Source organism: Microcystis sp. LE19-41.2A (assembly GCF_027530405.1).
GTDB classification, from domain to species: Bacteria; Cyanobacteriota; Cyanobacteriia; order Cyanobacteriales; family Microcystaceae; genus Microcystis; species Microcystis aeruginosa.
The window spans coordinates 1-12,340 of record NZ_JAPZQJ010000172.1; the positions used below are offsets into that span (position 1 = coordinate 1).

The following is a 12,340-nucleotide window of genomic DNA, read 5'->3' on the forward strand; positions in this document are numbered from 1 at the left end:
AACTGATAACTGATAACTGATAACTGATAACTGATAACTGATAACTGATAACTGATAACTGATAACTGATAACTGATAACTGATAACTGATAACTGATAACTGATAACTGATAACTGAATTAAGCCATAACCATACCACCATCGACGTTAAAGACTTGACCAGTGATATAAATAGCGGCGGGATCGGCGGCTAAAAAACGCACCATTCCGGCAACTTCTTCTGGTTTTCCATAACGGGAGAGGGGGATATATTTGAGAATTTCATCTGCTTTGAGGTCATGAGTCATATCGGTTTCAATAAAGCCGGGGGCCACGGCATTAACAGTGATGCCTCGACTGGCAAATTCTTTGGCTAAAGTTTTCGTTAAACCGATAACACCAGCTTTAGCGGCGCTGTAATTAGATTGACCCGGATTACCCATCAAACCGGATACAGAAGTGATGTTAATTATGCGGCCGCTTTTCTGTTTTAACATCAATTTACTGACGCCGCGAGTGCAGAGAAAAACTCCGGTTAAATTGAGATCGATGACCGCTTGCCAGTCTTCTAATTTCATTCTTAACATTAGGGTATCCCGGGCAATACCGGCATTATTAACTAAGACATCAATATGACCGAATTTTTCCTTGGTACTATCCACTAAATTATCCACTTCTTCGCTTTTAGCCACATCTGCTTGTAGAGCTATTGCCTTTCCCCCAGCCGCGGTAATTTCTTCGACAACGGCATCGGCAGCACTGCTAGATTTAGCATAGTTCACCACTACAGTAGCACCCTGGCTGGCTAATTCCAAGGCGATCGCTTTACCGATCCCTCGCGAGGCCCCGGTTACTATGGCTACTTTGTCTTGTAAATGCTGGCATTCTGCGGGTAATAGTTTCATAATTTTCTGCATTCCCCAAATAATCGTCAAATCTCAAGAGAAAACTCTGTACTGATAACTTTGCTCAAAACACTTCATTATCTCACAAGCGGGTTAATCTGACCGCAGCAATGCTCAAGTGCGATCGCTATGTCCCCACTTTCCTCTATAGTATCAGGGAGAATTGGCCGCCACTAATTGATCGAGTTGTTGCTGCATCAAATAACAGACTTTCTCATAACATTCGCGTACATAACGGCGGTCCCGGGCTGCTTTTTTGCCGTAACGTTCAAAAATAATTGGGGGACAAACCCGCGTCTGTATCGATACGGGTAAGGGAATATTCGGCAAGGGACCGATAGCTAGTCCCCAGGGTAAACCGAAATAGATGGGACAGGTCCCGGGGTCAATACCGAAAGGCCAAGGCATACCCTGTTTATGCAATTCTTTTAATTGAGGATAAATATCTTCGAGGACAAACAGAGTCGAGTGAGCGCCGTGGGAAATGGCGGGAATAATCGGCACTTCGTACTGTAAAGCTAGTTTAACAAAAGCTTGATTACCGGCAAAATGAATTTTATTTCTTAAACTGTGGGGACGGAAAACATCCGTAGCACCTCCCGGATAAATGAGGACACTAGCGCCACTATTTAAAGCAGCGATCGCCATTTTGGGATGGGCATGAACGGCCCCCATTTGGGCTGCTAGACTAGCTTGGGGTGGAAAAAATCGCCAGACTCGCGAATCCATCAAACCATAGACTAAGCGATCGCTGCCAAAGCGTTGAAACCAATCATACATCATCATAAACATATCGGGAGCCGCTAAACCGCCGTTGTGGGAGCCGATGAATAATACCTGTCCTGAGGGGGGAATATTTTCCCAACCATCGGTTTTAACCCGAAAATAATGGTGATAAAACCAATCCAGAAGGGGGACAAATTTTTCGATCACTTGCGGATCCCGATCCTCTAATGACCAACCGGTGAGGGTATCAACAGGGGCCTTGGCTGCTTGTAGGGATAATTCGGCAAAAGTGGCCGTAGATGAGACAAAAGAGCTAAAAATCTGCATTGATGCCAAGTTGATAATTTAATCGCACCTTATTATCGCAAATTTCGGTTAAAAAACCCATCGTTTTAGAACGGCTTTCCTCGATAATTCTATCATTTTTAATGTCTAATCTTCACAGTGGAACCAATTTTTATCTAATAATTGCTCTAAACTGTAAGGACATTCTGAGGGAAAATCGCCAGAAAAACCAGTTTTTTGTTGAACATAATCGAAAGCATCCTGATAGATTATCGGTAATTCCTCAGCTAAATAATTCTGTAAATTCGTCGTTAAACATTTTCTTAATTGCGTGCGAACACTGATAATTTCCGCTCGCCAATGATTCCCATTTATTTCGGCTTCTGTTGTCCAATATTGTAAAAGTAATAAATGCCTGATTACTTGTTCAAGTAAGCTACTGACTCGGTTTTTATCTCTTTTACTCAAGCTTTCTAATTCCTCAATTAAATGGATTACATCTAATTCATCTAAGCGATTTTCCTTGAGGAGTTTTATTGTTTCCTCTAACCAAAGATGTTGATCAATTTCGTAAAGTAGGGGCAGGGTTTCTCCTCCCTCTACTTGCCAGGGATTCTGATTTAAAGTTTTCATTGGGTTGTTGGCGGTTTTTAATAGGAAATAAGCACCCTCATATATATATTAGGCCACTTTCTCCTAATTTTGATATTGACACGGGAAAAATCACCGCCCCGCTAATTCTCGTTTATAGGATCATTGGTGCATAGCCAATTTTGTAGGGTGCGTTAACGTAGTGTAACGCACGTCTTTACTGACTCAAGCTGTTAAAATATGTCGGATGAATTAAAGATTGGGTTTAATTTATAACTCTACCCAATTCTCTAAACTTAATCCTTCAACCCTCAATAAATCACCGTCATTAGAAACAACAATTAAACTTTTAACTATAGCAGTAGCAGCAATTAAAATATCTTCTGTTTGTATGGGTAATCCTCTTAATCTAAGATGAGCATGAATTTCGGCTGCTTTTTATAAAATAGCTAAATCATCTAATAAAATAATTTGATAATCCTGACAAAGTTGGTTAAATCTTTCTCTTTGTTTAGGTGCAGCAACTGCCAAAAATCCCCTCTTAATTTCAAAATAAGTAATGCAACTGATAAAGATACTTTTTCTTTGAGCTTTGACATCTTCAATTTTTTGATAAATTTCAAGATTACGCTTAATGATCAAAGAGACGATATTAGTATCTAACAAATAACTCATAATTACCTATTTACGCTTAATTGCTTCATCGAAAATAGCCATTTGTTCAGGAGTAAAATCGCCGCCAATTTTTGACAGGATTTCTGTGGACATAATCAAGCTACAATGCTCTTTCAGTTCTGCCTCTGACATAGTGTTAAACTCCTCAAAAGGTAAATTTTTTTCAAATAATTCAACCAAATGTTTCACTATTTCTGAATAATTAAGTTCCTCTTTAAAGAAAGGACGGTCTTCCATTAAAATAGAAACAACTTGCTCAATTCTCTTAATCATCGATTTTTGTCTGACATCAGTTGATAACATATTTATGCCGCCAGTAAATTTTCAATAATATTTATCAACTGCCAATATATCAAGTTTCTCGTGGTTATGCAACATCGTGAGTTCGATCTCGAAGAGAAGAGAGCGGCATAACGGTGTCTTGAGTGGGATGTATGGCCATTCTCATCGGATGGTAGTTTCTGTCATGTCCGACCTGTTTGGGGTGAAGATGTCTTTATGGTTAAAAGACCGCAGGGGACGCACCTTGTCAGATGAGGACATATTACACTATCCTTATGATAGTAGTAACCTTAGCCGAAACCATGAGAACAATTAGTTTTAAAACCCGTGTAGGAGAAGATGGAACATTACAAATATCTTTACCGCCTGAACTTAAAAACACAGATTTAGAAGTCACCTTAGTTTATCAGCCAATATCTCTAAAAGAACAAGAAGAAAAAACTACATTTAGCCAATGGCAAGAAGGCTTTTTTGAAGAAGTAATTGGCGGTTGGGAAGGTGAATTATTAGTAAGAGAAAAACAGCCAGATTATGAGGAAAGAGCGCTCAAGAATGATTAAGGACAAAAATCAGCAAACCTATAGAGACCCTAGTATTGTCGGTTATTATGCCCAATTAACCGCACTACAGCCGGCAGAAAAGACAATTTTAACCCTGCTGCAAGAGCGTTTATCGACGATGAAAATGCTTGATTTAGGGGTAGGTGCGGGACGGACTACGAAGTATTTTGCCCCTCTTGTGGGAGAATATATCGGTGTTGATTATTCTACGGAAATGATCGCCGCTTGTCGTCAAAAATTCCCCCATTTAGTCTGGCAAGTGGCCGATGCTAGAAATCTAGAACAATTTGCGGATAATTATTTTGATTTTATTCTCTTTAGTTTTAATGGCATTGATTATATTTCCCATGCTGACCGTTTTCTAGTTTTAGAGGAAATTAGCCGCATCGGTAAAGCGGGTGGTTATTTTTGCTTTTCTAGTCATAATCTTCAGGGAATTATCCCAGAATTCGATTGGAAAAAAAAGATTAGTTTGAATCCTTTTAGTAGCTATGTCAATTTAGTCATCTGGGCGATTTTGCGGGCCTGTAATCCCTCTCTTAGCTACCAACAGTTATTGACTGCTGACTATGCAATTATTCGGGATGAACCCCATAATTTTCGTCTGCGAAATTATTACGCCACCCCCAAAGAACAATTAAGACAGTTAAGGTCTTACTTTCAAGAGATTAAAATTTATTCTTGGAAAACCGGTCAGGAAATTAAGAGCGAACAAGAGTTAAATACTAATCTTGATCATTGGCTTTATTATCTCTGTGTTCTTCCCTAATATTATCCCGCTTTTTTGGGGGATATTGAAGTAATGCTTGGGCAAGATAATGACCGGTGTAGGATTTTTCACATTTAGCCACGGTTTCCGGTGTTCCCACCGCGATTAATTCTCCTCCCTTGTCCCCTCCTTCCGGTCCCAAATCAATAATCCAATCGCTACAGCGAATCACGTCGAGATTATGTTCGATGACGATAATCGAATTACCTTTATCGACCAATCTTTGTAACACATCTAAGAGATGATGCACATCATAAAAAGATAACCCCGTAGTCGGTTCATCGATCAAATATAGGGTTTTTCCCGTGGCCCGTCGGGATAATTCGGCCGCTAATTTCACCCTTTGCGCTTCCCCACCGGATAAAGTGGGCGCGCTTTGACCGAGTTTACAGTATCCTAAACCCACATCCACGAGAGTTTGTAATCTGGTGGTGGCCCGGGGGACATTTTCAAAGACCTTTAATGCTTCCTCGATCGTCATATCTAAGACATCGGCGATCGAATAACCTTTATACTTAACCTGTAGGGTTTCCCGATTATAATGCGCCCCTTTACACACATCACACTGCACATAGACATCGGGGAGAAAATTCATCTCGATGACGTTTACTCCTTGGCCTAGGCAAGCTTCACAGCGTCCTCCTTTAACATTAAAAGAAAACTGCCCCGCTTTGTAACCTCTAGCTTTTGCTTCGATGGTTTCGGTGAAAATCTCGCGAATAATGTCAAAAACCCCCGTATAGGTGGCAGGATTTGACCGAGGAGTGCGTCCTATCGGTGATTGGTCGATGACAATTACTTTATCAACCGCGTCCAATCCTTCCACTTTCTCTAACTCTTTGGGGAAGGGAGTTAAACGGGTTAAATGATGTTGTAAAGCTGGATATAATAACTCATTAATTAGGGTAGATTTGCCCGAACCAGATACCCCCGTAATCGAGACTAATTTTCCTAAAGGAATCGTTACATCAATATTTCTTAGGTTATTTTGATGGCAATTTTTTAAGACTAAAGCATTACCATTCCCTTCCCTTCTTTGGGGGGGAGTTTCAATAACTTTGCGGCCCGATAAGTAGGCCCCTGTTATCGATTTTTTGGACTTTAAAAGGGTTTTAAAACTGCCTTGACAGATGATTTCTCCGCCATGAATCCCCGCTTTCGGACCGATATCGACCACATAATCGGCTGCCCGAATCGTTTCTTCATCGTGTTCGACGACAATTAAAGTATTACCTAAATCTCGCAATCTTTGCAGGGTTTCTAACAGTTTACTATTATCTCTTTGGTGTAATCCAATGCTAGGTTCATCGAGAACGTATAATACTCCCGTTAATCCCGAACCGATTTGAGTAGCTAATCTAATTCGTTGGGATTCTCCCCCGGATAAAGTCATCGCCGGTCGATCGAGGGTAAGATAATCTAATCCCACATCGATTAAAAATTGTAGTCTCGCTTTGATTTCTTTGAGGGCTAATTCCCCAATTAATGCTTGTCTTGGGGTTAAATGACAATCATTAATTCTCTGCAAACAATCCCGAATGGTAACTCCGGTAAAATCCGTGATCGTATATTGTCCTAAACGTACCGATAAAGCTTCCGGTTTTAATCTTTTTCCGTGACAAACTTCGCAGGTTTGGTTAACAATATATTTCTCTAGTCTTTGTTTAATAACTTCCGAGGTGGTTTCTTGATAATTCCTATCTAAGATATTGATAACTCCCGCAAATTCTCGATAGTAACCGCGACCAGTATCATAACGGTAATCATCTTCAAAATAGATCGGTTCTTTACTCCCATAGAGAATGATATCTTGCTGGGTTTTTGTTAGTTTCTGCCAAGGGGTTTGAATTTCAAAACCTAAAGCTTGCCCTAAACCGTAGAGGAGAGAAAGATAGTAGGAGTTATCCTTATCTGACCAGGGGGCAATAGCAGAATATACCGGTTGTTTTGGGTCTGGAATGACTAAATCTGCCGAAAATTTCCGTAAACTGCCCAATCCGTGACAGTTGGGACAAGCACCATAGGGAGAATTAAAAGAGAATAAACGGGGGGATAACTCTTCCATAACTGCCCCGTGTTCGGGACAGGCAAATTTTTCGGAAAAGATAATTTCTTTGGTAACTTCGGGATTATCTTCGTTATTCTCATCGAGAATTTCCACAATCGCTACACCATCGGAATGCTTTAAACAAGTGGTTAAAGAATCCACTAATCTTTCCTGTAAACCCTCTTTTTTGATCAGGCGATCGATAACAATTTCAAGATCATGAAGATGTTTTTTATCTAACTCGATGCCCTCGGATAATTCTACTACCTTGCCGTCAATCCGCACCCGGGCAAAGCCTTGGGAGGCCAAACTAGAGATTAATTGCTTATGGGTGCCTTTTTTGCCGCGAATTACTGGCGCTAAGATTTGAAATCGGGTTTTATCGGCTAATTCCATCACTCGATCGCACATTTGATCGATGGTTTGGGGGGCAATATTGCGATCGCAATGGGGACAATGGGGTTCACCGGCACGACCGAACAATAAACGCAAGTAATCGTAAATTTCCGTTACAGTTCCCACACTAGAACGGGGATTGTGGGAAGTGGATTTTTGGTCAATGGAAATAGCCGGACTTAAACCCTCGATCGCATCCACATCGGGTTTATCCAATTGTCCTAAAAATTGGCGCGCATAGGCGCTGAGGGACTCCACATAGCGGCGCTGTCCCTCGGCAAAAATAGTGTCGAAAGCGAGGGAAGATTTGCCCGATCCCGACACTCCCGTAAAAACAATCAACTGATTGCGGGGTAATTCGAGATCAACATTTTTGAGATTGTGTTGTCGGGCGCCACGGATACGGATCGAGTCAGTTTGAGCCATCGGATGGTGCCAAGTAGTCCTTAACAATAATAGCTTTGACGAATGGGTTTCAGCTACTAGAAAACCAGTCTTCTATCATATCAAAAGATTCTCGGGGTTAAACCGCTCTTTCGAGAAACTCGCGCATATCTTGATCGGCCGCAGGGCAACAGCCATGACTCGCTTCTTCTTCTAAATGGGCTAAAACTGGGCAATTAATCCGATAATCTGGTTCTTTTGACCGTTCTAGCCGCAATTCGTACACTTGTTTTTCCAGTTGTTCGATGCGGTCCACCAAGGCGCGAATAGCCACCGCTTCCGAGTCGGGTAAATCACCGTGTTCGAGGGGTTGCACCCGCGTCCCAGCGCGATAGATTAAACGACCGGGTACACCAACAACGGTACAATCGGCGGGAATATCGCGTAGGACCACAGAACCAGCACCGACGCGAACGTTATTACCCAGATAAATATTACCTAAAACCTTGGCCCCAGCGCCGACGACCACATTTTCCCCTAGAGTCGGGTGACGTTTACCGCTTTCTTTCCCCGTCCCTCCTAAAGTAACTCCCTGATAGATGAGGGCATAATCACCGATAATGGCGGTTTCTCCGATGACAACTCCCATGCCATGGTCGATAAAAACACCCTGACCAATTTGGGCGCCGGGGTGAATTTCGATACCAGTCAGAAAACGGGCAAGATGGGAAATTAAACGGGGAATAAAGGGAATCCCGATCTGATATAGCCAATGGGCGAAGCGATGGCACAGTAAAGCCTGTAATCCAGGATAACAAAACAGTACCTCTAACCAGTTGCGGGCAGCGGGGTCACGTTCAAAAATGATCTTGAAATCGGCTAGGAGAATAGATAACACGAGTCTTGATTCCATATTGATCGAGCTTATACTAAACCATGTTATCACTCCGGTAAATGAGCCGTTCAACTAAAAAGCGATCGAGGAACTCCTTCTCCTAGTTCGCTTTTACTGACCTTGGCCAAATTTTGAAGATATCCTTAATTTCTCTCTTGTTTAATCTTCCTTTAACTTGGGGCTGAAAAAATGCAATTGTTTAGCCTTTTTTTGCAGGTTTTCAGCTAAAAATATGATTCATCCTATCTATCGTCACCATTGGCAATTTTTATTAACCTTGCTGTCAATTGCTGGCAGTATCAATATTGTTACCGAATCTGCCTCAGCTTTAAATATCACCCGATTGAGCAGTCTTGGCAATAGTACAACTGCTGCTAATAACTTCGGGGCAGAAATCCCCGCTTATGACCCAGCTAGTCGAAAATTATTCGTGACCGGTCCCAATAATCGTCTAGATATTGCCGATATCAGCAATCCCGCTAGTCCAATTCGCTTACCCTCGATCGATCTTAGTCCCTACGGTGCAGGGGTTAACAGCGTTGCCATCAAAAATGGTATCGTGGCCGTGGCCATGGAAGCTAGTCAGATTACCAATAACGGCAGTGTGGTCTTTTTCAATACTAATGGTGTCTTTCAGAGTCAGGTTACTGTGGGTGCTTTACCAGATATGTTAACCTTTACTCCTGACGGTAATCGGGTTTTGGTCGCTAACGAAGGGGAAGCAAGAGGGGCGATCGATCCCAATGGTTCCGTTAGTATTATTGACCTTAGCACTGGTGTTCTCAATGCCACGGTCAACACTGCTACCTTTACCCGTTTTAATGGTCAAGAGAACACTTTAAGAAATCAGGGAGTCCGCATTTTCCCCGGTCAAACGGTTTCCCAAGATGTGGAACCAGAATACATCACCGTTTCCGACGATGGAACCACTGCATGGGTGTCTCTACAGGAAAATAATGCTGTTGCCGTAGTCGATGTTGCTAACGCTCAAGTCACCAGTATTGTACCCCTAGGAGCCAAAAATTTTAACGCACCAGGTAATGGTTTGGACCCTAGCGATCGAGATGGGGTAGTATTTGGAGGAGCGGCTAATTCCCCAGCAGTGAGAATTAATAATTGGCCGGTTTTTGGCTTATATCAACCGGATACGATCGCCACCGTTACCATCGCCGGACAAACCTATTTAATTACTGCCAACGAAGGGGATACTAGAGATGAGGCCAGACGAGTTTCTAGTTTAACCTTAGACCCCAATGTTTTTCCTAATGCCGCCGAATTGCAATTAGCCCAAAATCTCGGCCGTTTGGATGTTTCTAGCATCGACGGACGTAACGACCAAGGTCAATATAGTCAACTTTTTGCCTACGGTGGTCGTTCTTTTTCGATTTGGAATGTCACTAATGGACTGTCCCAAGTCTTCGATAGCGGCGATGATTTTGAACAAATTTTGGCGGCTTTTTCGGCAACTCCCCTAACTCCTAGTATCTTTAATTCCGATGGTACTCCTAGTAGTTTCGATAGTCGTAGCGATAACCGCGGCCCGGAACCGGAAGGTTTAGCCGTGGGAACTGTAGGCAATCGTCTCTATACTTTTGTGGGAATAGAAAGGGCTGGCGGTTTCATGGTTTATGATATCACCAACCCTAGTCATCCTTTCTTTGTTGATTATATCAACGATTGGCAATTAGGCGATATCTCTCCCGAAGGATTATTATTTATTCCCGCTGCCGATAGTCCCAATGGTACTCCCCTGTTAATTGTTGCCAATGAAGTCAGTCGTAATGTGGCGATTTATTCCGTGAAACCTGTCCCAGAACCTAGCGCAGTTTTAGGATTAGTAACCCTCGGACTAGCTGGCTATAGTTTGAAAAAAAGAGGGAATTCCCAATTAGAGCATTTAATTGATTAATGCTCATTCTTAATTCTCCTGAATCCTGACTACTGGCTCCTTACTCCTCACCTAAGGTCAGATTTTTGATTTTTGCAAGAAATCCATTAATCACATCCCGTAAAATGGTAGCGCCTCCGACCAATGGGGGCGTTTTCCCATTTGCCAATCCAAATGGGCTAAATCGAGGATATCGGGGGCATTTATGCCTAAATAACTGGGTGTGGCTAATCTTTGATAGGAAATAGTTAAGTTTTCTAAAGTGTGCTGCCATTGTTCTGGAGTCATCAGCCTATCAGCTAAATAAACCCGATTACCCCGATAGATGCCCACATACAATTTTCCCCTAGTTGCGGGCATTTCTAGGGCTAGATGGGTATCAAGGGGGTAAAAATCCCGTTGTGACCAAGCAAAGGCCGCTAAACTGGAGACGGTAAAAATCGGTAGCTGTAATTGTTGTGCTAGGGTTCTACCCGTGACTATACCGATGCGGGTACTGGTAAAGCTCCCCGGCCCCTTAGCGGTGGCTAGAAAGGCTAAATCAGCCCATTTTTGCGGGGCTAGGAACTGTTTTAGATAGGGGTGGAATAGGTTCGATAAGTCCCTGTCTAAGTCCCAAGTTTGTTGACGACTATCATCGCTGAAATTAGAGAGGGCCAGTCCTAGTTGGGGACTGCTGGTATGCAAGGCTAATCCATAGACAGGGGAAGACAAGTCAATCTTTCTGTATCAGTAAGTTTTTATGGGTCGCCTGGGATTCGAACCCAAGACCAATCGGTTAAAAGCCGAGTGCTCTACCGCTGAGCTAGCGACCCGTTTCGTGTTCTGCACACGATTCATCAATATAACATCTTATCTGGGCTAAGTCAAGGGGTAATTTAAATTTGATTGACTCGCATTTCCACGATCGCCTCACGGCTACTCTGGGGTTCCAGGTAGGTCAAATGTTCGCCTGTGTTGAGGGCGTTGCGGGGGGCGCTCCAGGGTTCGAGACAGATATAATTTTTATCTTTCAGAGTCCAAAAAACTATAGTTGTATAGAGATTATCGTAACTGAGGATAATTTGACGCTGATGATAGGAATCACTAAAACTACTTTGATGGCGAGTAATTTGCGGAAAAGCGGCATCAATTTCTTCGAGATTAAAGTCAAAGTTGCCGGAGTAGGAATGGAGGGTTTTCCTGCGTTGGTCGAGGTATTGGGAGGAGGGAATATCAAAAGATAATCGGGTTTTATCGGTGACTTGAAAATAGGGATGGAACCCGATAGAAAAGGGCATTTTTTCGGGTGAAAGATTAATAACTTTTTGGTGAATTTTGAGGCTGTTTCCTTGCAGTTGATATGTAAAGATTAATTGAAAATCAAAGGGATAGACTTGACGAGTTGCTTCATTACTGTTTAATTCTAGGGTTAAACTAGCGGCAGTTTCGGTGCTTTGTTTGCTCACTTGCCAGGGTAAATCACGAGCAAATCCGTGTTGTTTGAGGCTATAGTTTCGGCCTTGGTGTTGATAGGTATTATCGGGTAAGTTGCCGCAGATAGGGAATAAAATCGGGACTCCTCCTCGCACACTGAGGTTAGGATCTTTGAATCTTTCTCTGTCCAGATATAAAATATCTTCTCCGCAAATTTGCCAACGGGTGATGATTCCTCCCCTAGCGGGAACCACTTCCAGATAAGCGTCAGCTTCTTCATCCTTGAGACAATAGGTAAGATATTGATTTTGGTTTTGAGTGATCGTAAAAGTCATTTCAGTTATCAGTTATCAGTTATCAGTTATCAGTTATCAGTTATCAGTCATCAGTTATCAGTCATCAGTCATCAGTCATCAGTTATCAGTCATCAGTTATCAGTTATCGGTACAGCTGACTAAAAAGCTGATTGCTAACATAGAACGTAGGTTGGGTTGAAGCATGAAACCCAACACCCGCTCATGTTACGCTACCACTAACCCATC

The 12,340-nt window shown here is 42.4% G+C and carries 11 protein-coding genes, 1 tRNA gene and 1 pseudogene; 3 read left to right on the plus strand and 10 right to left on the minus strand.

All coding sequences use genetic code 11. The features are described from left to right. Positions 1-119 precede the first annotated feature (119 nt). The 5 genes and pseudogenes from fabG to O9290_RS07235 form a co-directional block, all read right to left on the minus strand. A complete protein-coding gene (gene fabG, locus O9290_RS07215) occupies positions 120-896 on the minus strand; it encodes a 3-oxoacyl-[acyl-carrier-protein] reductase (protein ID WP_288058662.1) in 777 nt (258 codons plus the stop codon). A gap of 141 nt (positions 897-1,037) precedes the next feature. Next, positions 1,038-1,937: a lysophospholipid acyltransferase family protein gene (locus O9290_RS07220; protein ID WP_288058660.1), complete on the minus strand. Its 900-nt coding sequence runs from the start codon at positions 1,935-1,937 to the stop codon at positions 1,038-1,040. A gap of 105 nt (positions 1,938-2,042) precedes the next feature. After that, positions 2,043-2,528, minus strand: a complete 486-nt coding sequence (locus O9290_RS07225; RefSeq protein WP_288058654.1) for a DUF29 domain-containing protein — start codon at positions 2,526-2,528, stop codon at positions 2,043-2,045. A gap of 228 nt (positions 2,529-2,756) precedes the next feature. Beyond that, positions 2,757-3,161, minus strand: a pseudogene (locus O9290_RS07230) (type II toxin-antitoxin system VapC family toxin). A gap of 6 nt (positions 3,162-3,167) precedes the next feature. Beyond that, positions 3,168-3,464, minus strand: a complete 297-nt coding sequence (locus O9290_RS07235; protein WP_002757768.1) for a hypothetical protein — start codon at positions 3,462-3,464, stop codon at positions 3,168-3,170. A gap of 254 nt (positions 3,465-3,718) precedes the next feature. On the opposite strand from O9290_RS07235, the gene O9290_RS07240 reads away from it, so the two are divergent. Both O9290_RS07240 and O9290_RS07245 read left to right on the plus strand, forming a co-directional pair. After that, positions 3,719-4,003 carry a hypothetical protein gene (locus tag O9290_RS07240; protein WP_288058652.1) on the plus strand — a complete coding sequence of 95 codons (285 nt, stop codon included), beginning with the start codon at positions 3,719-3,721 and terminating at the stop codon, positions 4,001-4,003. After that, positions 3,996-4,772: a class I SAM-dependent methyltransferase gene (locus tag O9290_RS07245; protein ID WP_288058650.1), complete on the plus strand. Its 777-nt coding sequence runs from the start codon at positions 3,996-3,998 to the stop codon at positions 4,770-4,772. Before O9290_RS07240 ends, O9290_RS07245 begins: the two co-directional genes overlap by 8 nt. Here the strand turns inward: O9290_RS07245 and uvrA are convergent. Both uvrA and cysE read right to left on the minus strand, forming a co-directional pair. Continuing rightward, positions 4,729-7,641: an excinuclease ABC subunit UvrA gene (gene uvrA, locus O9290_RS07250; RefSeq protein WP_288058648.1), complete on the minus strand. Its 2,913-nt coding sequence runs from the start codon at positions 7,639-7,641 to the stop codon at positions 4,729-4,731. The two genes, O9290_RS07245 and uvrA, sit on opposite strands and share 44 nt — an antisense overlap. Positions 7,642-7,738: 97 nt before the next feature. Continuing rightward, positions 7,739-8,512: a serine O-acetyltransferase gene (gene cysE, locus O9290_RS07255; RefSeq protein WP_002757757.1), complete on the minus strand. Its 774-nt coding sequence runs from the start codon at positions 8,510-8,512 to the stop codon at positions 7,739-7,741. Between the two features lie 214 nt (positions 8,513-8,726). On the opposite strand from cysE, the gene O9290_RS07260 reads away from it, so the two are divergent. Next, on the plus strand, positions 8,727-10,403 hold the full coding sequence (locus tag O9290_RS07260) for a choice-of-anchor I family protein (RefSeq protein WP_288058646.1): 1,677 nt from the start codon (positions 8,727-8,729) through the stop codon (positions 10,401-10,403). A 90-nt stretch (positions 10,404-10,493) separates the two neighbouring features. Here the strand turns inward: O9290_RS07260 and tsaB are convergent, their stop codons facing one another. The 3 genes from tsaB to O9290_RS07275 form a co-directional block, all read right to left on the minus strand. Further along, a complete protein-coding gene (tsaB, locus tag O9290_RS07265) occupies positions 10,494-11,096 on the minus strand; it encodes a tRNA (adenosine(37)-N6)-threonylcarbamoyltransferase complex dimerization subunit type 1 TsaB (protein ID WP_288058644.1) in 603 nt (200 codons plus the stop codon). A gap of 29 nt (positions 11,097-11,125) precedes the next feature. Then, positions 11,126-11,197, minus strand: a tRNA-Lys gene (locus O9290_RS07270). Between the two features lie 63 nt (positions 11,198-11,260). Beyond that, entirely contained in the window at positions 11,261-12,133 is an 873-nt protein-coding gene (locus tag O9290_RS07275) for an aldose epimerase family protein (protein WP_288058642.1), read from the minus strand. Positions 12,134-12,340: the final 207 nt, after the last annotated feature.